General features: G+C 70.7%; 19 protein-coding genes and 2 pseudogenes. 12 read left to right on the forward strand and 9 right to left on the reverse strand.

The window, feature by feature from the left end; translation table 11 throughout:
- Window positions 1-189: 189 nt before the first annotated feature.
- From SMA5143A_RS23090 to SMA5143A_RS23100, 3 genes are all read left to right on the forward strand, one after another.
- On the forward strand, window positions 190-1,944 hold the full coding sequence (locus tag SMA5143A_RS23090; RefSeq protein ID WP_107464763.1) for an outer membrane protein assembly factor BamB family protein: 1,755 nt from the start codon (window positions 190-192) through the stop codon (window positions 1,942-1,944).
- Window positions 1,945-2,022: 78 nt separating this feature from the next.
- Window positions 2,023-3,990 carry an outer membrane protein assembly factor BamB family protein gene (locus SMA5143A_RS23095; protein WP_107464764.1) on the forward strand — a complete coding sequence of 656 codons (1,968 nt, stop codon included), beginning with the start codon at window positions 2,023-2,025 and terminating at the stop codon, window positions 3,988-3,990.
- Window positions 3,991-4,260: 270 nt separating this feature from the next.
- Window positions 4,261-4,956 (forward strand): helix-turn-helix transcriptional regulator, encoded by a 696-nt coding sequence (locus tag SMA5143A_RS23100; RefSeq protein ID WP_107464765.1) that lies wholly within the window; start codon window positions 4,261-4,263, stop codon window positions 4,954-4,956.
- A gap of 59 nt (window positions 4,957-5,015) precedes the next feature.
- Here SMA5143A_RS23100 and SMA5143A_RS23105 read toward each other — a convergent pair whose 3' ends face one another.
- Window positions 5,016-6,224: a serine hydrolase domain-containing protein gene (locus SMA5143A_RS23105; protein WP_107464766.1), complete on the reverse strand. Its 1,209-nt coding sequence runs from the start codon at window positions 6,222-6,224 to the stop codon at window positions 5,016-5,018.
- 23 nt (window positions 6,225-6,247) lie between these two features.
- Here SMA5143A_RS23105 and SMA5143A_RS23110 point away from each other — a divergent pair.
- A pseudogene (locus SMA5143A_RS23110) lies at window positions 6,248-6,541 on the forward strand (ATP-binding protein); the annotation flags it as partial.
- A 35-nt stretch (window positions 6,542-6,576) separates the two neighbouring features.
- On the forward strand, window positions 6,577-7,512 hold the full coding sequence (locus SMA5143A_RS23115) for a hypothetical protein (protein WP_107464768.1): 936 nt from the start codon (window positions 6,577-6,579) through the stop codon (window positions 7,510-7,512).
- Window positions 7,513-7,561: 49 nt separating this feature from the next.
- Here SMA5143A_RS23115 and SMA5143A_RS23120 read toward each other — a convergent pair whose 3' ends face one another.
- On the reverse strand, window positions 7,562-7,867 hold the full coding sequence (locus SMA5143A_RS23120) for a hypothetical protein (RefSeq protein WP_107464915.1): 306 nt from the start codon (window positions 7,865-7,867) through the stop codon (window positions 7,562-7,564).
- 149 nt (window positions 7,868-8,016) lie between these two features.
- Window positions 8,017-8,238: pseudogene (locus tag SMA5143A_RS23125) on the reverse strand (Na+/galactose cotransporter); the annotation flags it as partial.
- Between the two features lie 268 nt (window positions 8,239-8,506).
- Between SMA5143A_RS23125 and galT the strand changes: the two are divergent.
- From galT to galK, 3 genes are all read left to right on the forward strand, one after another.
- Window positions 8,507-9,568 carry a galactose-1-phosphate uridylyltransferase gene (galT, locus tag SMA5143A_RS23130; RefSeq protein WP_107464769.1) on the forward strand — a complete coding sequence of 354 codons (1,062 nt, stop codon included), beginning with the start codon at window positions 8,507-8,509 and terminating at the stop codon, window positions 9,566-9,568.
- Window positions 9,565-10,527: a UDP-glucose 4-epimerase GalE gene (gene galE / locus SMA5143A_RS23135; protein WP_107464770.1), complete on the forward strand. Its 963-nt coding sequence runs from the start codon at window positions 9,565-9,567 to the stop codon at window positions 10,525-10,527. The genes galT and galE overlap by 4 nt, the downstream gene beginning before the upstream one ends.
- 202 nt (window positions 10,528-10,729) lie before the next feature.
- On the forward strand, window positions 10,730-11,965 hold the full coding sequence (galK, locus tag SMA5143A_RS23140; protein ID WP_258193683.1) for a galactokinase: 1,236 nt from the start codon (window positions 10,730-10,732) through the stop codon (window positions 11,963-11,965).
- 605 nt (window positions 11,966-12,570) lie between these two features.
- On the opposite strand, the gene SMA5143A_RS23150 is transcribed toward galK, so the two are convergent.
- Complete coding sequence (locus tag SMA5143A_RS23150; protein ID WP_181361978.1) at window positions 12,571-13,014, reverse strand: GNAT family N-acetyltransferase; 444 nt, start codon at window positions 13,012-13,014, stop codon at window positions 12,571-12,573.
- A 262-nt stretch (window positions 13,015-13,276) separates the two neighbouring features.
- Between SMA5143A_RS23150 and SMA5143A_RS23155 the strand changes: the two genes are divergently transcribed.
- Window positions 13,277-14,131, forward strand: coding sequence for a response regulator transcription factor (locus tag SMA5143A_RS23155; RefSeq protein WP_107464773.1), 855 nt, complete (start codon window positions 13,277-13,279; stop codon window positions 14,129-14,131).
- Here SMA5143A_RS23155 and tamR read toward each other — a convergent pair.
- Window positions 14,090-14,587 carry a MarR family transcriptional regulator TamR gene (tamR, locus tag SMA5143A_RS23160; RefSeq protein ID WP_055712124.1) on the reverse strand — a complete coding sequence of 166 codons (498 nt, stop codon included), beginning with the start codon at window positions 14,585-14,587 and terminating at the stop codon, window positions 14,090-14,092. The genes SMA5143A_RS23155 and tamR overlap by 42 nt on opposite strands.
- Before the next feature lie 140 nt (window positions 14,588-14,727).
- Here tamR and SMA5143A_RS23165 point away from each other — a divergent pair, with 140 nt between their 5' ends.
- A complete protein-coding gene (locus tag SMA5143A_RS23165) occupies window positions 14,728-15,549 on the forward strand; it encodes a trans-aconitate 2-methyltransferase (protein WP_107464774.1) in 822 nt (273 codons plus the stop codon).
- Between the two features lie 74 nt (window positions 15,550-15,623).
- Window positions 15,624-16,532, forward strand: coding sequence for a PaaX family transcriptional regulator (locus SMA5143A_RS23170; RefSeq protein WP_258193684.1), 909 nt, complete (start codon window positions 15,624-15,626; stop codon window positions 16,530-16,532).
- Between the two features lie 178 nt (window positions 16,533-16,710).
- Here the strand turns inward: SMA5143A_RS23170 and SMA5143A_RS23175 are convergent, their stop codons facing one another.
- Both SMA5143A_RS23175 and SMA5143A_RS23180 read right to left on the reverse strand, forming a co-directional pair.
- Window positions 16,711-17,388: a TetR/AcrR family transcriptional regulator gene (locus SMA5143A_RS23175; protein WP_055539988.1), complete on the reverse strand. Its 678-nt coding sequence runs from the start codon at window positions 17,386-17,388 to the stop codon at window positions 16,711-16,713.
- The gene (locus SMA5143A_RS23180; protein WP_107464775.1) at window positions 17,385-18,413 is read right to left on the reverse strand and encodes an acyl-CoA desaturase; all 1,029 of its coding nucleotides are present in this window, start codon (window positions 18,411-18,413) and stop codon (window positions 17,385-17,387) included. Before SMA5143A_RS23180 ends, SMA5143A_RS23175 begins: the two co-directional genes overlap by 4 nt.
- Before the next feature lie 424 nt (window positions 18,414-18,837).
- Here SMA5143A_RS23180 and ppc point away from each other — a divergent pair, with 424 nt between their 5' ends.
- The gene (gene ppc / locus SMA5143A_RS23185; protein ID WP_107464776.1) at window positions 18,838-21,579 is read left to right on the forward strand and encodes a phosphoenolpyruvate carboxylase; all 2,742 of its coding nucleotides are present in this window, start codon (window positions 18,838-18,840) and stop codon (window positions 21,577-21,579) included.
- 119 nt (window positions 21,580-21,698) lie between these two features.
- Here ppc and SMA5143A_RS23190 read toward each other — a convergent pair whose 3' ends face one another.
- Both SMA5143A_RS23190 and pth read right to left on the reverse strand, forming a co-directional pair.
- The gene (locus SMA5143A_RS23190; RefSeq protein WP_258193685.1) at window positions 21,699-22,223 is read right to left on the reverse strand and encodes a hypothetical protein; all 525 of its coding nucleotides are present in this window, start codon (window positions 22,221-22,223) and stop codon (window positions 21,699-21,701) included.
- 103 nt (window positions 22,224-22,326) lie between these two features.
- The gene (pth, locus tag SMA5143A_RS23195) at window positions 22,327-22,962 is read right to left on the reverse strand and encodes an aminoacyl-tRNA hydrolase (protein ID WP_107464778.1); all 636 of its coding nucleotides are present in this window, start codon (window positions 22,960-22,962) and stop codon (window positions 22,327-22,329) included.
- Window positions 22,963-22,987 lie beyond the last annotated feature (25 nt).

The following is a 22,987-nucleotide window of genomic DNA, read 5'->3' on the forward strand; positions in this document are numbered from 1 at the left end:
GTGAAGGGGGCGTGAAGGAGCGTAACGGAGGCATTACGGGGCGGTTCTTCCTTGGGAACAGGGGAGCGACCGGCCCCGTGCCTGGTCGTGTCGCAGTGATAGAAAGAGTCGACCGACAACAGTCTGGGAAGCGACACCACGCGTGACGACGGGTGGCTCGAAAGCAGCGAAACAGGGGGAATCGCGCTGATGACTCAGCCACCCGACCAGCCGTCTCTGGGCGGCTTCGGAGCTCCGCAGAACCCCGGACCGCAGCAGCCCTACGGCTATCCGCAGACGCCTCCGCCGCAGGGCCCGCCCGCGCCGACTCCCGGCTACGGCTACCCGCAGCAACCGCCCGCGCAGTCGGGTCCGTACACCCAGCAGCCCGGCCCGTACGCGCAGCAGCCGGGGCCCTACACCCCGCCGCCGCAGCCCGGTTACGGCTATCCGCAGGGGCAGTTCCCGGGCGGGCCCACCCCGCCGTCGGGCGGCGGCTCCAAGAACCCGTTCAAGGGCAAGCCGGCCCTGGCTGTCGGCGCGGCGGTGGCCGCGCTCCTCGTGATCGGCGGCACTGTGTTCGCGGTGACGAGCCTCGGTGACGACGGCGGCAAGAAGGAGCCGGTCGCCAAGGAGAGCGCGAGCAAGGGCACCGACGACCCCAAGGCGTCCTCCTCCCCGTCCGCGCCCGTCAACCCGGGCGACGGCAGCGGGGGCGGCGGCGAGGACCTCGACATCTCCGACCTCAACGAGGCCCGCAAGGCCGGCGAGGCGAAGGTGCTCTGGTACAAGAGCGCGCCCGACGCGCCCGGTTCGGGTGCGGACGCCCCCGGCCTGTGGGTCACCGACAAGGTCGCCGTGAAGGCCGCGTACAAGCAGCTGTTCGCGTTCGACGTCGAGAGCGGCGACCCCGCCTGGGACCCCATCGAGTTCAAGGGCAAGATCTGCACGGTCACCCCGCAGCCGACCGCCGACGGCCACATCGTGGTCGCCTCCAAGCGCGGCAGCAGCAACGACTCCGAGTGCGACCAGCTCCAGCAGATCGACCTGAACACCGGGAAGACGGGCTGGACCGCCGAGCTGGAGAAGGGCGCCCTGTTCGACAGCAACATCAGCGTCGGCCTGTCCGTCATCGGTGACACGCTCATGGTGGGCCGCTCGCAGTCCGGCACCGCGTACGACGTCGACACCGGCAAGAAGCTCTGGGACAAGAAGGAGTACGGCCAGTCCTGCTACCCGGGCGGGTTCGCGGGCGGAGCGCGGCTGGTCGCCGTCTCCTCCTGCGCGGTCGGCTCCGAGGACAAGGCACACGACGAGGTCCAGGAACTCGACCCGAAGACCGGCAAGGCCAAGTGGACGCGGAAGATCCCCAAGGGCTGGCGGGTCGACCACGTGTACTCGCTGAACCCGCTCGTCCTCTACCTCACCAACGAGGAAGAGAAGAAGTGGAACATCTCCGCCTTCGAGGCCGACGGTTCCACCCGCTCGCAGCTCGACATCAAGGGCTCCATCAAGCCCGACTGCGACACCGGGATCATCTCCCGCAACCTCCAGGGCTGCTCCGGTATCGCCGCCGACGCCGACACGCTCTACCTGCCGACCGAGGCGAAGGACGACGCGAACGAGATCGTCGCGGTCAACCTGTCCACCGGCAAGGAGAAGTGGCGGGTCACGTCCCCGGCCGACGCGGCCATGTCGGCCGTGCGGATCGAGAACTCCAAGCTGATCGCGTACGTCAAGCCGACGCACGAGGGCGACGGCGGCCAGATCGTGTCGTTCCCCACGACGGGCTCCAGGCCCAAGGTGACGAAGCTCCTGCAGATGCCGGGCAGTGCCGCGAAGATCGAGAGCTCCTTCTACGCGAAGGCCATCGCCTACGTGGACGGGCGCTTCTACATCTCCACCACCCGGCTGCTGGGCGTGGGCGAGTCGAAGGAGAAGTTGATGATGGCCTACGGCAACTGAGCCGGGGACCGGTGTCCCGGTCGACCCTCCCCTCGTCCCTCACCCGCCTTCCACCATCCGCCCCGAGGAATTCACGTCATGACGCAGCCGCCGCCCCCGCCGAACCAGCCGCCGGGCCCGCCCCCGAACCAGCCGCCGCAGCCCCCGGCCCAGCCCCCGCAGGACACCCCGCCGCAGGGCGGCTTCGGCGCGCCGACACCCCCGCCGGCCGGTGGTTTCGGCGCCCCGACGCCCCCGCCGCAGGGCCCGCCGCCCGCGCAGGGCGCCGGCTACGGATACCCCCAGCAGACCCCGCCCGCGGGCCCGCCGCAGACGCCCCCGCCCGCGCAGGGCCCGGGCTACGGCTACCCGCAGACGCCCCCGCCGCAGCCCGGCTACGGCTACCCGGGCCAGCCCGGTCAGCCGGGACAGCCGGGCCCGTACGGTCAGCCGCAGCCCGGCCCGTACGGTCAGCAGCCCTACGGCCAGCCCGGTCAGCAGCCCTATGGCCAGCCCGGTCAGCCGTACGGCTACCAGCAGCCGACCATGGCGATGCAGCCGCACGCCCCCGGCGGCAAGAAGAAGGTCAACTCCACGGCGATCATCATCACCGCGGCGGTCGCGGCCATCGCCCTCATCGTCGGCGGCGGCGTCTTCTACGCCACCTCCAAGGGCGGCGACGACGACAAGAAGAACACCGCCAGCTCCGAGGGGACGACCGGCGGCAAGGACGACCCGAAGGGCACCGACGGCGGCACCTCGTCGTCCGGCGGCTCGTCGTCCGGCGGTGTGGAGATCCCGGCCGAGGCACAGGAGAAGGCGCCCTCCAACTCCAGCGCCAAGGTCCTCTTCCAGGTGCCGGCGCACGAGATCAAGGACAAGGGCCAGATCGACAGCGTCAAGGGATCCTGGCTCACCGACAAGACGTACGCCAAGGCCGGCCTGAACAAGATCGTCGGCTATGAGCCGGACAGCGGCAAGGCCAAGTGGACGCTGGACCTGCCGGGCCAGACCTGCGCGAGCTCCCGTGAGATCACCACGGAGGGGATCTCCGTGGTGATCACCGAGGAGGCCAAGCGCAGCAAGGCGGACGAGCGTCCGGCGTGCACCCAGGTCATCGCGTTCAACGTCGACACCGGCAAGGAGATCTGGACGAAGACCGCCGACGTCAGCGGCAGCAAGGTGCCGTTCGGCGAGGTCACCATCTCCGGTACGACGGTCGCCGCGGCCGGCGGCTACTCCGGTGGCGCGGCCTTCGACGTCAACTCCGGCAAGGTGCTGTGGTCGCCGAAGGCCGGCGAGTGCACGGACGAGGGCTACGCGGGCGGCGCCCAGCTGGTCGCGGTCCGCAAGTGCGGCGACTACGGCGAGGAGACCTTCGAAATCCAGCTGCTCGACCCGAAGTCGGGCAGCGTCAAGTGGACGTACAAGGTGCCCTCGGGCATCGACCGCGCCAAGATCATCTCCACCAAGCCGGTGGTGTTCGGCGTGGTGACCGGCAGCGACGTGCCGCTGACCGGCACCAGCGACATCTTCTCGCTGGACGACAAGGGCAAGCTGCGCGCCAAGATCTCCGTCCCGGACAAGAAGTACAACTACGACTGCCCGGTCCGCGGCGTCTGGTCCTGCAAGGGCATCTACGTCGGCAATGACAAGGTGTACATGCCGACCGAGAACCACGACGGCACCGGCTCCTACAGCCGGACCAACGAGATCGTCTCCTTCTCGCTGGCCACGGGGAAGTCCACGAGCGACCGGGTGGACGCGGGTGACGACTACGAGCTGTTCCCGATCCGCATGGACGGCCCGAACATCATCGCCTTCAAGGACGGCCCGTACGACAAGGGCGCCCAGGTCGTCTCCATCGACGGCAAGACGCTGAAGCAGACCACCCTCATCGAGACCCCGTCGTCCGAGTCGGTCCTCCGTGCGATCAGCGCGATGGTGCCGACGCTGAGCGAGATGCTCTACACCGACGGACGGTTCTTCATCGGCAAGGACCTGGTCAGCAAGCCCTACGACAAGGACGAAAAGGAGTACACGGCGCTCGGCTTCGGGGCGAAGTAACCCCACGCGCCCCCTGGGTCCCGCGCGACGGCCCCGCCCCTGGTCAGGGGCGGGGCCGTGCACGTATCCCCCATCACTCCCGAATGGGAGGGATGTCGGTAATCCGGGGCACTTCTCTCGGGTAGGGGGAGCGCAACGTCGAACAAGCGTGTAGCTTCCGGGGGCATGAGAGCGGGGGAGCAGACGGCGGAGTCGGGGGGCTTCTGTCCGTGAGGCCCGGTGGGCGGCCATAGTTGGCAACCATTGGGGGACTGGGGGGTGGCTGGCTCGATGGGAGTGCGGCTCATGGTGGTCGACGACCACCGACTGCTCGCCGAGGCGCTGGCCTCGGCGTTGAAGCTGCGGGGGCACCGGGTGCTCGCCGCGGCGGCACCCGCCGCGGGCGCGGCGGAACTGGTGATCACACGGGCACCCGAGGTGTGCCTGCTCGGCACGGCGACACCCGCCGAGCCGGGGATCTTCGACCCGGTGGTCAGGATCAAGCGGGAACGACCGCAGGTGGCGGTACTGGTGCTCGGCCCGGTGCCCAACCCGCGCGGCATAGCCGCCGCGTTCGCCGCGGGCGCGTCCGGCTACGTACGGCACGACGAACGCATAGAGGGCGTGGAGCGGGCCATCATGAAGGCCCGCGCGGGAGAGGCGGCGGTGGCACCGCAACTGCTCCAGAGCGCGTTCAGCGAACTGCTGAACCCGGCGGCCCAGCCGGACGACGAGGGCCAGCGCCTGCTCCGGATGCTGACCCCGCGCGAGGTGGAGGTCCTGGTCCGCGTCGCGGAGGGCGAGGACACGAGGCTGATCGCGGCAGGCATGGGCATCGCCCCGTCGACGGCCCGCACCCACGTCCAACGGGTCCTGATGAAACTGGGCGTGGGTTCACGACTGGAGGCAGCGGCCCTGGCGGCCCGAACGGGGTTGCTGGACCGGGCGGGGCCGGTGGCGCAGGGGGTGGCGGGGGTGGAGGAGTAGGCAGCCGGCCGGCGGGTCCGTCCGACAGGAGGATGCCGGGCCGACGGCTACGGCTACGGCTACGTACGATCCCTGTGGCCCTCGCCCTCCTGCCGCTGCGGCTGGACGCAGACCGCGTGGTCCACCAGATCGGTGATGGCGTGGATCTGCCGGGTGGCGGTCGTCTCGTCGGCGGGTCGGCTGTGCACGGCGACGGTGATGGATACCCGGCCGTCGGCGGTGGTCGCGGGCCATGCCAGATAGCCGAAGCCGCTCCCGCTGTGCCCCCAGTAGCCGCCGCCGCAGGTCAGCGGCGTCCAGGCCAGCCCCAGCCCGTACCGGGAGCCCGGTACCTCGCCGGGGGTGTCGGGCACGGCGACCGAGCGCCGCATCTCGGCGAGCTGGGCGGGGGTGAGGAGCCGGCCGCCGAGGAGCGCCGAGAAGAAGCGGTTGGTGTCGGCGGCCGTACTGATGAGCGACCCGTCGGCGTCCCCGTCGAAGGGGAGGTAGGCGAGGCTGGTGTCGGTGAGGGAACCGGGGCTTGCGCCTGATGCCGACCCGCCCCCCGTTTCCGCCGCCTCGAACTGCTGGTAGTTCCGCGCGTGGGGCCGGGGCAGCCGGGGGTCGTCGCCCGGCGCGTACGTCCGGGTGAGCCGCAGCGGACGCAGGATCCGCTCCTCGACCTCCTTGTCCCAGCTCCGGCCGGTGACCGCCTCGATCACCATCCCGGCGAGGATGTAGTTGGTGTTGGAGTACTCCCAACGGGTGCCCGGCGCGAAGACGGGCGGATGCGTCATGGCGAAGGCGACGCGCTGCCGGGAGCTGTGCGTGGTGGAGCGGTGCTTGAGGTATCCGGCGGCGCTCATGTCCGGGAGGACGTCCGCGATGTAGTCCGGCAGTCCGCTGGTGTGCTGGAGCAGCTGGCGGACGGTGACGCGCCGCCCGTCGTTGCCGTTGCCGCGCACGAGGCCCGGAAGCCACCGGTCCACGGAGTCCTCCAGGGACAGCCGCCCCTCCCCGACGAGCTGGAGGACGACTGTCGCGACGTACGTCTTGGTGGTGCTGCCGATCCGGATGTACTCGGAGGGCGGTACGGGAGCCGAGGTCGTGAGCTCCCCCACGCCACTCCGGGCGGTCCGTGCGCCACGGGGCGAGTCCACCCGGACGGACACCCCGGTGACACCACTGTCGCGTACGGCGTCGGCGTCACGCTGCAAGGGGTCGCGCGCGGCGCCGGCGTGGGCGGGGGAGAGGGTGCCGAGAAGGGCGAGGACGAGGAGGCCGGTCACGGCGGCGCCGGCGCGCCGGGTACACCGCCGAACTCCTCGCCACCGAGCTGATCGCCAACGCCGTGCTGCACACCAAGGGCCCCGCGGCCCTGCGCGTGCGCTGGACGGGCGGCGCGCTGTGGATCGGCGCGTGGGACGCGGATCCGGAGCCCCCCGGCCCGCCCGGCAGCCCCGGAGGGCCGCACGCCGAGGCCGGCCGGGGCCTCGCCCTCGTGCGCGCCCGCGCGAACACCTGGGGCTGGCAACCGTCGTCCCGGTTCGGGCAGTCGGGCAAATACGTGTGGTGCGAACTGCCCTGTGACCTGGCTGCCGCGTGACTCGTTGATCATCCGAACGAAAGGAGGGAGAGCCGATGGTCAGCTCGTCGCACGAGGCGTTGCACCGGATCTTCCAGAAGGACCCCGGGTTACTCACCCGCACCCTGCAAACCGTGCTGCACGTGCCCTTCCCCGAGCCTCGCGAGTTCGCCGCCATGAACGTCGACCTCACGGAGATCGAGCCGGTCGAGCGGCGCGTCGACACGCTGCTGAGGGCGGAGACCGACGAGGGGACGTATCTCCTGGTCGTCGAGTCGCAGGGCAAGAAGGACGAGGACAAGAGGCGCAGTTGGCCGTACTACCTCAGCTACCTGTACGCAAAGTACCGGTGCGACCCGGTACTCATCGTGATCACGCAGAGCGCCGCGACGGCCCGCTGGGCGGGAGAGCCCATCCATCTGGGCGTGCGCGGCTGCCCCTCGCTGACGGTGCGACCCCTGGTGCTGGGCCCGGACAACGTACCGGTTATCGCAGACGCGTGGACGGCCAAGCAGGACCCGGCTCTCGCGGCGCTCTCGGCGATGACACATGGCAGGGGCGTCCAGGCTGCCGCCATACTGGAATCCCTGGTGGCCGGCCTGAAGAGCCTTGACGCGGACAGCGCCGCGGTCTTCGTGCAGTTCGTCGACTCATGCCTGGTGGATCCCCAGGCGCTCAAGCTGTGGAGGGACTTGATGACGCAGATGCAGTACTTCTGGCGACACCCGCTGGCTGAGCAGACGCGGGAGGAAGGCCGGGAGGAAGGCCGGGAGGAAGGCCGGGAGGAAGGCCGGATGGAGGCCCGCGCCGAGATGGTCCTCCAGATCCTCGAGTGGCGGGGCATCCCGGTACCGGACACGGTCCGCGAGCGGGTCAACTCCTGCACGGACCGGACGCAGCTCACGAACTGGGGGGAGCGAGCCCTCCATGTGGCCGAGGCGGAGGACCTGTTCCGTGCCAGCGGCCCGGCGTCCGGCGAATTCCGCGTCTGAGAGCACTAGGTCCCGGAGCCGCATGTGCTCCCGCCCGGTCACTCGGCGGTCACCCGAGGGCATCCCCCGGCGGCAGCGCTTCGCCCTCCTCCGCCGACCGAATCGGCCGCAGCCACAGCCACGTCAGGAAGAACACCCCCAGCGCGAGCATGCCGAGGACCGTCCACAGGTTGATGTTGACGCCCTCCGCCTTGTCGATCTCGGCGTCGGACGCGGTGAAGTCCGCGAGGGTGACGATGACGCCGTAGACCACGAAGAAGCCGCCGATGATGCGGCGGATGTCGAAGAGGCGGATGTCGAAGAGTCGGGCCGCGGTGGCGGACCTGCCCTCCAGTTCGGTGACCTCGCGCCGCACGTCGTGCTCGGAGTACCCGGAGCGGACGGCGTGATCGGGGTGTTTCCGCCCGCGGTGCCCGCGGTGCCCGCCGTGCTCGGCGTCCTCGTGGCGCCCGGAGTGCTCAGGAGGCCCGGGGAAGCCGGACACCGGTGTCGGTCCTCCGGTCGTCAGAACGAGCACGGGATGTAGCAGGCGGCGGCCAGCACGACCACGCCCCAGCCGAGCAGCGCCGGCCGACGGTACCACGCGTCGCCACCCTCCGCGGGCGGCTCCTCCATACCGGGCGAGCGCGTGCCGTACACCAGCCCCTGGAGCTCCTCCTCCGGCTTCGGCGCGGTGAAGAGGGACACCGCGACCATCACCACCGCGCCCGCCACGAACCCAGCGAGCAGCCCCAGCCCGGCGGCGGGATACCGCATGCGCGGCTCACTTCGGTCGGCGACGACGGATGGGTGACGGCAGCGGGGCAGGGGGGACACGGAGGCGGGTGACACCAGTGGCGCCACCGGTTGGTGTTCTGGTGATCTTTGTTTAATTGTGATGGTGACGAGCCTGGGGACTTGTGCTTTGATGTGTTCGGTTCTGTTTGGTGAGCTCGATGTCGTGATGGCTTGATCGCTTGATCGCTCGATTGCGGGTACGGATGGGGAGTCCGGCGTGAAGAAGACCTCGACCCGGCTGGCCGACGGTCGTGAGCTGATCTACTACGACCTGCGCGACGACACCGTGCGCGACGCGGTGGACAAGCGACCCCTGGAGCGCACCGTCACCACTTCGGAGGTGCGCAGGGACCCGCTGCTCGGCGACTCCGTCGCGATCGCCTCGCACCGGCAGGGCCGCACCTACCACCCGCCGGCCGACGAATGCCCCCTGTGCCCCTCCCAGGGCGACCGGCTCAGCGAGATCCCCGACTCCTCGTACGACGTCGTCGTGTTCGAGAACCGCTTCCCGTCACTGGCCGGCGACTCCGGCCGCTGCGAGGTCGTCTGCTTCACCTCGGACCACAACGCGGCCTTCGCCGACCTCACCGAGGAGCAGGCCCGCCTCGTCCTGGACGCCTGGACCGACCGCACCGCGGAGCTGTCGCATCTCCCCTCCGTCGAACAGGTCTTCTGCTTCGAGAACCGGGGCGCGGAGATCGGCGTGACCCTCGGCCACCCCCACGGGCAGATCTACGCCTACCCCTTCACCACCCCCCGCACCGCCCTGATGCTGCGCTCACTCGCCGCCCACAAGGACGCCACCGGCGGGGAGAACCTCTTCGACGCCGTACTGGAGAGCGAACTCGCCGGCGACCGGATCGTCCTGGAGACCGAGCACTGGGTGGCGTTCGTGCCGTACGCGGCGCACTGGCCGTACGAGATCCACCTCTACCCCCGCCGCCGTGTGCCGGACCTTCTGGCGCTCGACGAGGACGCGCGTGCAGAGTTTTCCCAGGTTTATCTGGAACTCTTGAGGCGCTTCGACCGGATCTTCGGCGAAGGTGAACCGCCCACGCCGTACATCGCCGCCTGGCACCAGGCACCGTTCGGCGCGCTGGAGGAGTTCGAGGGCGTCAACCGCGACGACTTCGCGCTCCACCTCGAGCTTTTCACCATCCGCCGCACCTCCGGCAAGCTGAAATTCCTCGCGGGTTCCGAATCCGGCATGAACGTGTTCATCAACGACGTGCCGCCGGAGCGCGCGGCCGAGCGACTGCGAGAGGTAGCGAGTTCATGAGCGGCAAGTACCTGGTCACGGGCGGCGCGGGTTACGTCGGCAGCGTGGTCGCCCAGCATCTGCTGGAGGCGGGCCACGAGGTCGTCGTCCTCGACAACCTGTCCACGGGCTTTCGCGAGGGCGTACCGGCGGGCGCGTCCTTCGTCGAGGGCGACATCCGGGACGCCGCGAAGTGGCTGGACGCGTCCTTCGACGCGGTCCTCCACTTCGCCGCGTTCTCCCAGGTCGGCGAGTCCGCCGTGAAGCCCGAGAAGTACTGGGACAACAACGTCGGCGGCACCATGGCGCTGCTCGGCGCGATGCGCGAGGCGGGCGTGCGCAAGCTTGTCTTCTCGTCGACGGCCGCCACGTACGGCGAGCCCGAGACCACCCCGATCGTGGAGTCCGCGCCGACCCGCCCGACCAGCCCCTACGGCGCCTCCAAGCTCGCCGTCGACCACATGATCACCGGCGAGGCGGCCGCCCACGGCCTGGGCGCGGTGTCCCTGCGCTACTTCAACGTGGCCGGCGCCTACGGCTCCTGCGGCGAGCGCCACGACCCCGAGTCCCACCTGATCCCGCTGGTCCTCCAGGTCGCGCAGGGCCGCCGCGAGGCGATCTCCGTCTTCGGCGACGACTACCCGACGCCCGACGGCACCTGCGTCCGCGACTACATCCATGTCGCGGACCTCGCCGAGGCGCATCTGTTGGCGCTGGACGCCGCGGTGGCCGGCGAGCACCTCATCTGCAACCTGGGCAACGGCAACGGCTTCTCCGTCCGCGAGGTCATCGAGACGGTCCGCAAGGTCACCGGTCACCCCATCCCCGAGGTCGTCGCCCCCCGCCGCGCCGGCGACCCGGCGATCCTGGTCGCCTCCGCGGCCACGGCCCGCGACCGCCTCGGCTGGAACCCGTCCCGGGCGGACCTCGCGGGGATCGTGGCGGACGCGTGGGAGTTCGCGCGGCGACAGGCCGGATGAGGCCTGCCCTCGGCCGTGCACCGGTGAGGGTGTCGACCGGTGAGTGCGCCGGCCGGGGTGGGTGTGGGCCGGTGAGTGTGCCGGCCGGGGTGGGTGTGGGCCGGGGTGCCGGTCGGTAGGTTCGGCCGGTGTCGCGGTCGGTAGGTTCGGTCGGATCGTTCGGATCGTCGGCCGGTGGGCAAGGAAAGGTCAGGGTCAGGGCATGAGCGAGGCCGTAGAGGGCGAGGCCGTGGAGGTCGGAGCCGTGGACGCCGGGTCCGTCGAGTCCGGGGCCGTCGAGTCCGGGGCCGAGGTCGCTGTCGCCGAGCGGTTCGAGGAGCTGTACGGGACGGCGCCGGAGGGGGTGTGGGCGGCTCCGGGCCGGGTCAACCTGATCGGCGAGCACACCGACTACAACGACGGCTTCGTCATGCCCTTCGCCCTCCCGCACACCACCGTCGCCGCGGTCTCCCGCCGCACGGACGGCGTCCTGCGCCTGCACTCCTCCGACGTGGACGGCGGTGTGGTCGAGCTGACGCTGGACGGGCTGGCCCCCGAGTCGGACCGCGACTGGACGGCGTACCCGGCGGGCGTCGTCTGGGCTCTGCGCGAGGCCGGCCACGCGGTGACCGGCGCGGACGTGCACCTGACGTCGACGGTCCCGACCGGCGCCGGCCTCTCCTCGTCGGCCGCGCTGGAGGTCGTGGTGGCCCTGGCCCTCAACGACCTCTTCGACCTCGGCCTGAAGGGCTGGCAGCTGGCCCGCCTCTGCCAGCGCGCGGAGAACGTCTACGTGGGCGCGCCCACCGGCATCATGGACCAGACGGCGTCGGCGTGCTGCGAGCAGGGCCACGCCCTGTTCCTCGACACCCGTGACCTCTCCCAGAAGCAGATCCCCTTCGACCTGGCGGCCCAGGGCATGCAGCTGCTGGTCGTCGACACCCAGGTCAAGCACTCCCACAGCGAGGGCGAGTACGGCAAGCGCCGCGCGGGCTGCGAGAAGGGCGCGGCCCTGCTGGGCGTGGACGCCCTGCGGGACGTGGCGTACGACGACCTCGACGCGGCGCTGGAGCGCCTCGGCGACGAGGAGGAGGTGCGCCGCCTGGTCCGCCACATCGTGACGGAGAACCACCGGGTCGAGCAGGTGGTCGCCCTGCTGGAGGCGGGCGGGACACGGGCGATCGGCCCCGTCCTGATCGAGGGCCACGCGTCACTGCGCGACGACTTCCGCATCTCGTGCCCCGAGCTGGACCTGGTCGTCGACACGGCGATCGCGTCGGGCGCGCTGGGCGCGAGGATGACGGGCGGCGGCTTCGGCGGCTCGGCGATCGTCCTGGTCGAGTCGGCGGACGCGGACACGGTCACGAAGGCGATCCAGGAGGCGTTCGCCGCGGCGGACTTCACGGCACCGAGGGTGTTCGTCGCGGTGCCGTCGGCGGGGGCACGGCGGGTGTCCTGACCCAGACCCCCCTGGGCGACCTCTGTGGGCCGCGCCCAGCCGACGACGTACCGCTTCACGTACACCGTCGGAGGGGCGCGGCCCAAGCATGAGGTTCCCGCACGCATGAGGTTCCCGCACGCATGAGGTTCCCGCACGCATGCGCTTCCCGCGCATATACCGAGGGAGTCGTGCCCTGCGCACCCGAGGGGGTCCGAGCCGCGCTGCTCGGTCTCAGAAGAGCAGTGGGAGGTCACCCGGGTGGGGGATCCGCCGCGGCTTGCGATCTTGGGGGAGTACAAGCGGGGCCCGGACAGGACTGTCTCCCGCCACTGGACGATCGAACGCGGGGACAGTGGCCGTCTCGAAGCGACGGAGGCCTTCCGCTTCGACGGGGCAGAGCTGCGGGACCCTCTGCGCGACGCCGTCCTCGAGTCAGGATGGGCCTGGCGCGGGGTGATATTCGGGAGGTTGTGACCAGTGAGGGCAGAGTCTGCCGGGGCATGGGCTTGTGGTCGCTGTATGACTGAGTGCGCGATCAGCGCAGCGACCATGGACGTGTGACGGCGCTGCTCGTCTCGCCCCAAGTGACAGCGGATCTCCCTGCGGCAGCCGGCACTCCTGCCTCACCCCAACCGCTTGGTCAACGTGTACTCCGTAACCCCCGGCGGATAGTCCGGGATCACGCACACCACCTCGTAGCCCAGCTTCTGGTAGAAGGCGGGGGCCTGGAAGTCCCAGGTTTCCAGGCGGGAGGCCCGGCAGCCGCGGTCGGTGTGGGCCGTGCGTTCGGCCTCCCTCAGGAGGTGGGAACCCAGGCCCGAGCCTCGGGTGTTCTCGTCGACCCACAGGTACGTGACGTGCAGCCAGGTCGCCCAGGTGTGGCCCACCAGGCCGCCCCTGAGGGTGCCCGCGGCGTCGAGGGCCCAGATGTGCAGGGGCGTCTCCCGTTCGTCGGGGGTGCCGCGCAGCTCGCGCAGGACCGGTGAGGCCGCCGTGTTGGTGGCCCGCAGCCGGGAACGCAGCAATTGGGCTCGTTCTCTGTCGACTTCTGTCTCGATCCGAAACATGCGGCACACCATAAACGCGTTGGCCAACCAGTTCTGCAAATTACCTTCCGCTCCTGCCCCCCGGCCTTACCCTGATGAACAGCGCCGGTGGGGGCCGGTGCTGATCAGGGGGCGAGACAAGTCGGGTACGACGCCCGGAGTGGGGGTAGCGGTTCAGCACGGCGGCGGCCGTGCGGCTGCGGCGCCCCGTCCCAGGTGTAAACCGGGGAACATGCCGGGCGCCGTACCCGCGCCGGTCGTCCCCCGACCAGTGGGGGTTTCAGTGGTTCGCATCCGAGTCCTGGTCGTCGACGACCACCGCATCTTCGCCGAGTCGCTCGCCGCGGCCCTCGCCGCCGAGCCCGACGTCGACGTGTCCGCGGCCGGCAGTGGCCCGGCCGCGCTGCGCTGCCTGGATCGCGCGGCGGCGGAAGGGCGCAAGTTCGACGTGCTGCTCGTCGACGCCGATCTGGGCGGGCACGGTCAGTCGCCCGCCCTGCGCTCCGGCCACCTCCCCGGAGGGGCCGCGTACGCCTCCGGGGTGCCGACGGGGGCCGGGCGCGGGCCCGTCGCCGCCGTCTCCGGGCCGGTGCCCGTGCAGGACACCGGCGAGGACGGCCTCGTCGACGGCATATCCCTCGTCGCCGGTGTGCGGACGGGGCAGCCGACCGTACGGACCGTCGTGCTCGCCGAGAAGGACGACCCGCGTCGGGCGGCGCTCGCCCTCCAGGCGGGGGCCTCCGGGTGGGTCGCCAAGGACTGCTCGCTCTCCCGGCTGCTCACCGTCATCCGCGGAGTGCTGCGCGACGAGACGCATCTGCCGCCCGCCCTTCTCACCGGCGTGCTCCGCGAACTGACCGCCGCCCGCAAGCACCGCACGGAGAGTGAGCGGCTCGTCGAGTCCCTCACGCCGCGTGAGCGGGAAGTGCTTCGGTGCATGGTGGCGGGCCTGGGGCGCAAAGCCGTCGCCGAGCGCCTGTTCCTGTCGCCCCACACCGTCCGCACCCATATGCAGAACGTCCTCGGCAAGCTGGGCGTCCACAGCACCCTCGCCGCCGTCGCGCTCGCCCGCCGGGCCGGCGTCGGGCCCGTCGACCTAGCCGGGGATGTTGTCGAACGGGGCGGTCAACTGGCGTAGCAGCCCGGCCAGTTCACCTCGCTGGGCCCGTGACAGCTCGGCCAGGATCGCTCGTTCCTGGTCGAGGAGTCCGGCGAGCGCCTGGTCCGCCCGGTCCCGGCCCTCGTCCGTCAGTCGCACGAGCACGCCCCTACGGTCACTGGGGTCCGGCAACCGCTCTACCAGCCCCTTCTTCGCGAGGCGGTCGATGCGGTTCGTCATCGTGCCGGAGGTCACGAGCGTCTGCGTCAGGAGTTGGCCGGGGGAGAGCTGATACGGCGTACCCGCGCGCCGCAGCGCCGTCAGGACATCGAACTCCCACGGCTCCAACTGGTGCTCGGCGAACGCCAGCCTGCGCGCACGGTCCAGATGCCGGGCCAGTCTGCTCACCCGGCTGAGTACTTCAAGCGGCTCCACGTCGAGGTCGGGGCGCTCCCGGCGCCACGCTGCGACCAGCCGATCGACCTCGTCCTCCATGGCGATCAGTGTAGTGGTTGTGTCGATGTGAAGTCTCTTGGCATCAAGAGGGTTGTCATCAAGTTTCTTGACGTCGAGATACCTTCCGTACGAGAGTTGGAGTGTCCGGCCTTGAGGACCTACGAGGAGGTAGCCCGACCATGCCCCCCACCGCCCCCACCTGGGACCCCCAGCAGTACCTGCGCCACGCCGGCCACCGTGCCCGCGCCTTCGTCGACCTGCTCGCCCATGTGCCCGAGCCGCCCGGCGGCGACCGGCCCCGCATCGCCGACCTCGGCTGCGGCCCCGGCAACGTCACGCGGCTGCTCGCCGACCGCTGGCCCGGCGCCCGCATCACCGGGTACGACAACTCGCCCGAGATGCTCGACAAGGCACACGTCGACCACGAGGGGCCCACGTCCGGCGGCGGCCGCGTCGACTTCGCCGCCGCCGACCTCCGTACCTGGGCGCCCGCGGAGCCGTACGACCTGATCGCCAGCAACGCGACCTTCCAGTGGGTGCCCGGCCATCTCGACCGCTTCCCGGTCTGGGTGGACGCCCTCGTGCCGGGTGGCACCTTCGCCTTCCAGGTGCCCGGCAACTTCGACTCGCCCAGCCACCGCCTCATGCGGGAACTCGCCCGGTCCGAGCGGTGGCGGGACCGGCTCGGCGACACCCTCCGCCACGACGACGCCGTCCACACGCCCGCCGCGTACCTGGCCGCGCTCGCCGACCTCGGCTGCGAGGTCGACGCCTGGGAGACGACGTACGTCCACCTCCTCCAGGGTGAGGACGCCGTGCTCGACTGGGTCACCGGGACGGGACTGCGGCCGATCCTCACGGAACTCGGCGACGACGCCGGCCCCTTCGTCGCCGAGTACCGCACCGCGCTCCGCGAGGCCTACCCGGCCACCCCTCACGGCACGGCCTTCCCCTTCCGCCGCATCTTCGTCGTCGCCCGGAAGCCGGGGGGTGAGGGGTAGCGCAGGGCCCGCCCCGCACCGGCAGGGCCTGCCCCCACCCCGGCTCCGCCCCGGTCCTCCGTACCCTTACCGCTGTGGAGGACGAGATCCTGGACGCCGATGTCGCCGATGTCGTAGACCTCGCCGACGTGCCGCAGCCGCGGCCGCAGTCGCTCGTGCTGGCCTTCTTCGGCAACCACGTGCTCGACCGCGACGAGGGCGACCTCGGGGTGTACTCGGGGAGCATCATCGACGTCCTCGGACGCGTCGGCACCGGCGAGCAGGCGGTCCGGTCGACGCTGACGCGGATGGTGAACCGGGGACTGCTGCTCCGGCAGCGCGAAGGGCGGAAGATGTTCTTCGGCCTCACCCCGCACGCGAACGCCATCCTGCGCGACGGGGGACAGCGCATCTGGCGCGACGGCGCCGTCAACGAGGACTGGGACGGCACCTGGACCCTCCTCGGCTTCTCCCTCCCCGAGTCCTGGCAACGGCAACGCCACGATCTGCGCTCCCGGCTCACCTGGTCCGGGTTCGGGGCGCTCTACAGCGGTCTGTGGATCGCGCCGGGGCGCGTCGACGTACGGGGGATCGTGTCGGAGCTGGGGCTCGACGCCCATGTGAAGGTGTTCCACGCCCGCGCCGACGACTTCACCGACATCGGGCTGATGATCCGCGAGAGCTGGGACCTGGAGGCCCTCGCCGCGCGGTACGTCGCGTTCGACAGGCGCTGGACCAGCGCGGACCTGGCCGCCGCCGACCCCGTCGCCGCGCGGCTGCGGCTGGTCGCCGAGTGGCTGCGGATCATCCGGACCGACCCCCGGCTGCCCGTCCGGCACCTTCCGGAGGCGTGGCCCGCGCGGCAGGCCCAGGAGACGTTCCGGCGTATCGCGGAACAGACGGAGGGGCCTGCCGGGCGGATGGCGGGAGAGGTGTTGGAGACGACTCCGCTGCGCTCGGCCTCAACGGCGCAGCTGCGCTCGGCCTCGACGGAAACGCCGTAGCCCGTCCGCGGACCGGCCGGCACGAGCCGCTGCCGTCGCCCAAGGGGGTGGCGTGTGCGGTCTCTCGCGGGTGCGGGTTCGTCGTGGTTTGTCGCGCAGTTCCCCGCGCCCCTGGGGACGGCGGTGTTCCCGTGGCTCTGAGGGAACCGCAGCTGTCCGCGCCCCTCGGGGCCCAGCCTCAGCTCTTTCGGTGGCCGATCAGGCGGGGCTTCTGTTCCAGGCCGTCCAGGCCGTGCCACGACAGGTTGACCAGGTGTGCGGCCACCTCCGCCTTTTTCGGGCGGCGGACGTCCAGCCACCACTGGCCGGTCAGGGCGACCATGCCGACCAGGGCCTGGGCGTACAGCGGGGCGAGTTTGGGGTCGAAGCCACGGCTCTTGAACTCGCGGCCCAGGATGTCCTCCACCTGGGTGGCGATGTCGGAGATCAGCGAGGCGAAGGAGCCCGTCGACTGGGGGATCGGGGAGTCGCGGACCAGGATGCGGAAACCGTCCGTGTACTCCTCGATGTAGTCCAGGAGCGCGAAGGCCGCCTGCTCCAGCAGCTCACGAGGATGGCCGGCGGTGAGGGAGCTGGTGACCATGTCCAGCAGGCGCCGCATCTCCCGGTCCACCACCACCGCGTACAGGCCCTCCTTGCCGCCGAAGTGCTCGTACACCACCGGCTTGGAGACCCCCGCCTTCGCGGCGATCTCCTCCACCGACGTGCCCTCGAAGCCCTTCGCGGCGAAGAGGGTGCGGCCGATCTCCAGCAGTTGCTGACGGCGTTCGGCGCCCGTCATCCGGGTGCGGCGAGCACGCCGCGGCTTCTCATTGCTCGGGGTGCTGCTGGAGTCGGTCGCCACGGCGTCAATCATGCCGCCTCGGCGGGCGCCTTCCGGTGCTCGGAGCCGTCCTCACCCGTGATACGCCTGGAATCGATACGCGAGCGTGACGGCCAGCGCACGTCGTAGGCCCACCCCAGCTGTTCGAACCACCGGATCAGGCGGGCGGAGGAGTCCAGCTGGCCCCGTTCGACGCCGTGGCGGGCCGAGGTCGGGTCGGCGTGGTGCAGGTTGTGCCAGGACTCGCCGCAGGACAGGACCGCCAGCCACCACACGTTGCCCGAGCGGTCACGGGACTTGAAGGGGCGCTTGCCGACCGCGTGGCAGATCGAGTTGATCGACCACGTCACATGGTGCAGCAGCGCCACCCGGACGAGGGAGCCCCAGAAGAACCCCGTGAACGCGCCCCACCAGGACATCGTCACGAGGCCCCCGATCAGCGCGGGCAGCGCGAGGGAGATCATCGTCCACAGGATGAACTGGCGCGAGATCGTCCGCAGCGTCCGGTCCTTGATCAGGTCCGGGGCGTACTTGTCCTGCGGGGTCTGCTCCTCGTCGAACATCCAGCCGATGTGGGCCCACCACAGGCCCTTCATCAGCGCCGGAACCGTCTCCCCGTAGCGCCACGGCGAGTGGGGGTCGCCCTCGGCGTCGGAGAACTTGTGATGCTTGCGGTGGTCGGCCACCCAGCGCACCAGCGGGCCCTCCACGGCCATCGACCCGGCGATCGCCAGCGCGATCTTCAGCGGGCGTTTGGCCTTGAACGAACCGTGCGTGAAGTGCCGGTGGAAGCCGATCGTGATCCCGTGGCAGCCCAGGTAGTAGAAGAACACCAGCAGAGCGAGGTCCAGCCAGCTCACCCCCCAGCCCCAGGCCAGTGGCACCGCCGCGAGCACCGCCAGGAACGGCACGGTGATGAAGAGGAGCAGCGTGATCTGTTCGATCGACCGCTTCTGCTCGCCGCCCAGCGTCGCCGAGACGGCGGGGGAGCCGGGCGCGGAACCCGGGGAGTCGTTCGCCTCCGGGGCGTCTTCGATCACATCGGAACTCGTGGTCATGGGTCCCCTAGGGGGTCGAGGGTGGAGAGAGGGGGGAGTGCCTGTCGAAACAGGCTGCGCGGGCCGCCTTACGGCATTCCCTACGGTTCCGTAACCTACGGCATCGTAAGTATGTCAGCGCGTCGCCCGGCGGCAAGAGCCCATCCGCCTCGCGTCCCGGCATCCAGGGGACATCTACCGCCACCGCGCCCAAAACGGGGGCTTCCGACGGCCCGCATCTGGCACTCAGTGCCGTCAATCGGACACCTGGCGGCCTGCGCGTGACACCGGCCACCTATCCTGGTGTCGGTCGGACAGCGCGGTCCGCTCTGATTCCTGCCCGGAAGCCAAGCCCACCAAGCGGCGCCTGCACCTCCTCGAGTCGCTGGGCCGGCCGTCCGGGTTCCCTCCCAGACGAGCTTCAACACTGCAAGGAGCCGCACCTGTGAGCAGTGCCGACGACCACGGCCAGACGGTCACGACGACCAGCGCCGAGCTGCGCGCCGACATCCGGCGCCTGGGCGATCTGCTCGGCGAAGCCCTCGTACGCCAAGAGGGCCCCGAACTCCTGGAGCTGGTCGAGCGCGTCCGCCGCCTGACCCGCGAAGACGGCGAAGCCGCCGCCGAACTGCTGCGCGGCACGGAACTGGAGACCGCCGCCAAGCTCGTACGGGCGTTCTCCACCTACTTCCACCTGGCCAACGTCACCGAACAGGTCCACCGCGGCCGCGAACTCAGGGCACGCCGTGCCGCCGAGGGCGGCCTCCTCGCCCGGACGGCCGACCGCCTCAAGGACGCCGACCCCGACCACCTGCGCGAAACGGTCCGGAACCTCAACGTCCGCCCCGTCTTCACCGCACACCCCACCGAAGCCGCACGCCGGTCGGTACTCAACAAGCTCCGGCGCATCGCCGCGCTCCTGGAGACCCCGGTCATCGAATCCGACCGCCGCCGCTACGACACCCGACTGGCCGAGAACATCGATCTCGTCTGGCAGACCGACGAGCTGCGCGTCGTCCGACCCGAACCGGCCGACGAGGCCCGCAACGCCATCTACTACCTCGACGAGCTGCACGCGAACGCCGTCGGCGACGTCCTGGAGGACCTCACCGCGGAACTGGAACGCGTCGGCGTCCAGCTCCCCGACCACACCCGCCCCCTCACCTTCGGCACCTGGATCGGCGGCGACCGCGACGGCAACCCCAACGTCACCCCCCAGGTGACCTGGGACGTCCTCATCCTCCAGCACGAACACGGCATCAACGACGCCCTCGAACTCATCGACGAGCTGCGCGGCTTCCTCTCCAACTCCATCCGCTACACCGGCGCCACCGAGGAACTGCTCTCCTCCCTCCAGGCCGACCTCGAAGCCCTCCCCGAGATCAGCCCCCGCTACAAGCGCCTCAACGCGGAGGAGCCCTACCGGCTCAAGGCCACCTGCATCCGGCAGAAGCTGGAGAACACCAAGCAGCGCCTCGCCAAGGGCATCCCGCACGAGCCCGGCCGCGACTACCTGGGCACCGGCGAGCTCCTCAAGGACCTCACCCTCATCCAGACCTCGCTGCGCGAGCACCGCGGCGGCCTCTTCGCCGACGGCCGCATGAACCGCACCATCCGCACCCTCGCCGCGTTCGGCCTCCAGCTCGCCACCATGGACGTCCGCGAACACGCCGACGCCCACCACCACGCCCTCGGCCAGCTCTTCGACCGCCTCGGCGAGGAGTCCTGGCGCTACGAGGACATGCCCCGCGAGTACCGGCACAAGCTCCTCGCCAAGGAGCTCCGCTCCCGCCGCCCCCTCGCCCCCACCCCGGCGCCCCTCGACGCCGACGGCGCCAAGACCCTCGGCGTGTTCGAGACCGTCAAGAAGGCCCTGGAGGTCTTCGGCCCCGAGGTCATCGAGTCGTACATCATCTCCATGTGCCAGGGCGCCGACGACGTCTTCGCCGCCACCGTCCTCGCCCGCGAGGCCGGCCTCCTCGACCTCCACGCCGGCTGGGCGAAGATCGGCATCGTCCCCCTCCTGGAGACCACCGACGAGCTCAAGGCCGCCGACACCATCCTCGAGGACATGCTCGCCGACCCCTCCTACCGGCGGCTCGTCGCCCTGCGCGGCGACGTCCAGGAGGTCATGCTCGGCTACTCCGACTCCTCCAAGTTCGGCGGCATCACCACCAGCCAGTGGGAGATCCACCGCGCGCAGCGCCGCCTGCGCGACGTAGCCCACCGCTACGGCGTCCGCCTGCGCCTCTTCCACGGCCGCGGCGGCACCGTCGGCCGCGGCGGCGGCCCCTCCCACGACGCGATCCTCGCCCAGCCCTGGGGCACCCTCGAAGGCGAGATCAAGGTCACCGAACAGGGCGAGGTCATCTCCGACAAGTACCTCGTGCCGTCCCTGGCCCGGGAGAACCTGGAACTCACGGTCGCCGCGACCCTCCAGGCCTCCGCACTGCACACCGCACCCCGCCAGTCCGTCGAGGCCCTCGCCCGCTGGGACGCCGCCATGGACGTCGTCTCCGACGCCGCCCACGCCGCCTACCGCGCCCTCGTCGAGGACCCGGACCTGCCGACGTACTTCCTCGCGTCGACGCCGGTGGACCAGCTCGCCGACCTGCACCTGGGCTCCCGGCCCTCCCGCCGCCCCGGCTCCGGCGTCTCCCTCGACGGCCTGCGCGCCATTCCCTGGGTGTTCGGCTGGACCCAGTCACGGCAGATCGTCCCCGGCTGGTTCGGCGTCGGCTCCGGCCTCAAGGCGCTGCGCGAAGCCGGCCTCGACACCGTGCTGGACGAGATGCACGAGCAGTGGCACTTCTTCCGCAACTTCCTCTCCAACGTCGAGATGACGCTGGCCAAGACCGACCTGCGGATCGCCCAGCACTACGTCGACACGCTCGTCCCCGACGAGCTCAAGCACGTCTTCGACACCATCAGGGCCGAACACGAGCTCACCGTCCGCGAGGTCCTGCGCGTCACCGGGGAGGACCAGCTGCTCGACGCCAACCCCGTCCTCCAGCAGACCTTCTCCATCCGCGACGCCTACCTCGACCCCATCTCGTACCTCCAGGTCGCGCTGCTGAAGCGTCAGCGGGACGCGGCCGCCGCCGGCGAGACCCCCGACCCGCTCCTCGCCCGAGCCCTCCTCCTCACCGTCAACGGCGTGGCGGCGGGCCTGCGCAACACCGGCTGACCCGGACACGGAAGAACGGTGCCCCCGTGGTCCTACGACCACGGGGGCACCGTTGTGTGTGCTCAGGGTTGTGTTCGGTCAGGGGGACGGCCTCAGCGCGCGCTCCCGGGCGGACGGCCTCACAGGGCCACCCACGCCGCCGTGATCAGTGCGAGCCCCGCACCGCCCAGTACCCACGCCGAGCGACGCATCCGCAGCCCGCCCGCCACGACCACCGAGGACAGCAGCAGCGCGCCACCCAGCGGCACCCACGCGTGCAGCAGGCCCGCCGGGCCCGTCCGCACCACATCACTGCTGCCCGGCTTCACGACGACCGAGTACGTCTCCCCCGTCCTCACCGCCACCGAGTGCTCGATGCTCACCCGCTGCCGCGCCGTCGACCCCGCCGACACCGGCTCGTACGGCCCCCAGCAGATCGTCCCCTCACACCGGGACACCGTCATCGTCCCCTGCTCGCGCCCCTTGCTCAGCATCACGTGCTGGGCGCAGCCCCAGGAACCCCACACCCCGGCGACGAGGATCACCAACGCGACGACACCCATCGCCGCGAGCCGCCCATAGCGCAACGCGCTCGACGTACCACCCTTGCGCGGCAGCGCTCGGGCGCGCCGCGAACGGGAAGCGGAGGCATGGCTGGCGGGCATGGCCGGGATCATTGGCCATGGCACCGCGGTCGGTCAACTCCCGCAGGCCAACCGGGACAAGGAGGCAATCATGACTTGTCCTGATCCCTCCCGAGATGACCCCTCAGGAGTTGTACGTCCCCTGTGCCCGCTCCAGCCCCTCGATCACCAGACACTCCACCGCGTCCGCCGCCCGGTCCACGAAGTAGTCCAACTCCTTGCGCTCCGCCGACGCGAAGTCCTTCAGCACGAAGTCCGCGACCGGCATCCGACCCGGCGGCCGACCGATCCCGAACCGCGCCCGGTGGTAGTCCGACCCCATCGCCTTCGTCATCGACTTCAGCCCGTTGTGACCGTTGTCACCACCGCCCAGCTTCAGCCGCAGCGTCCCGTAGTCGATGTCCAGCTCGTCATGGACGGCCACGATGTTGCCCACCGGCACCTTGTAGAAGTCCCGCAGCGCGTTCACCGGACCACCGGACAGATTCATGAACGACATCGGCTTCACCAGGATCACCCGCCGGCTCTCCCCCAGTGCCTTAAGGGCCTGGGAGGTACCCCCATGCCCCGGCGGCCCGATCCGCCCCTCCACGACCTGCGCCTGCGCCTTCCCGGCCCGCTTGAACCTCCCCCCGATCCGCTCGGCCAGCAGATCCACCACCATGAAACCGACATTGTGCCGATTCATGGCGTACTCGGGCCCGGGATTCCCCAACCCGGCGATCAACCAGGGGGCAGCGGGATCGGTCGTCACGTCCATGTCTCCATTCCTACGCGAACCAGCC

Origin of the sequence: Streptomyces sp. MA5143a (assembly GCF_900290235.1) — a bacterium.
Classification (GTDB): domain Bacteria; phylum Actinomycetota; class Actinomycetes; order Streptomycetales; family Streptomycetaceae; genus Streptomyces.

Excerpts from the sequence above, each read along its gene's own strand:
- SMA5143A_RS23115 (WP_107464768.1), top strand. The coding sequence starts at position 6,577 with ATGGTCAGCTCGTCGCACGAGGCGTTGCACCGGATCTTCCAGAAGGAC.
- galE (WP_107464770.1), top strand. The coding sequence starts at position 9,565 with ATGAGCGGCAAGTACCTGGTCACGGGCGGCGCGGGTTACGTCGGCAGC.
- pth (WP_107464778.1), bottom strand. The coding sequence starts at position 22,962 with ATGGACGTGACGACCGATCCCGCTGCCCCCTGGTTGATCGCCGGGTTG.
- SMA5143A_RS23100 (WP_107464765.1), top strand. The coding sequence starts at position 4,261 with ATGGGAGTGCGGCTCATGGTGGTCGACGACCACCGACTGCTCGCCGAG.
- SMA5143A_RS23180 (WP_107464775.1), bottom strand. The coding sequence starts at position 18,413 with ATGACCACGAGTTCCGATGTGATCGAAGACGCCCCGGAGGCGAACGAC.
- SMA5143A_RS23175 (WP_055539988.1), bottom strand. The coding sequence starts at position 17,388 with ATGATTGACGCCGTGGCGACCGACTCCAGCAGCACCCCGAGCAATGAG.
- SMA5143A_RS23190 (WP_258193685.1), bottom strand. The coding sequence starts at position 22,223 with ATGCCCGCCAGCCATGCCTCCGCTTCCCGTTCGCGGCGCGCCCGAGCG.
- SMA5143A_RS23090 (WP_107464763.1), top strand. The coding sequence starts at position 190 with ATGACTCAGCCACCCGACCAGCCGTCTCTGGGCGGCTTCGGAGCTCCG.
- tamR (WP_055712124.1), bottom strand. The coding sequence starts at position 14,587 with ATGGAGGACGAGGTCGATCGGCTGGTCGCAGCGTGGCGCCGGGAGCGC.
- SMA5143A_RS23095 (WP_107464764.1), top strand. The coding sequence starts at position 2,023 with ATGACGCAGCCGCCGCCCCCGCCGAACCAGCCGCCGGGCCCGCCCCCG.
- SMA5143A_RS23165 (WP_107464774.1), top strand. The coding sequence starts at position 14,728 with ATGCCCCCCACCGCCCCCACCTGGGACCCCCAGCAGTACCTGCGCCAC.
- SMA5143A_RS23150 (WP_181361978.1), bottom strand. The coding sequence starts at position 13,014 with ATGTTTCGGATCGAGACAGAAGTCGACAGAGAACGAGCCCAATTGCTG.
- galK (WP_258193683.1), top strand. The coding sequence starts at position 10,730 with ATGAGCGAGGCCGTAGAGGGCGAGGCCGTGGAGGTCGGAGCCGTGGAC.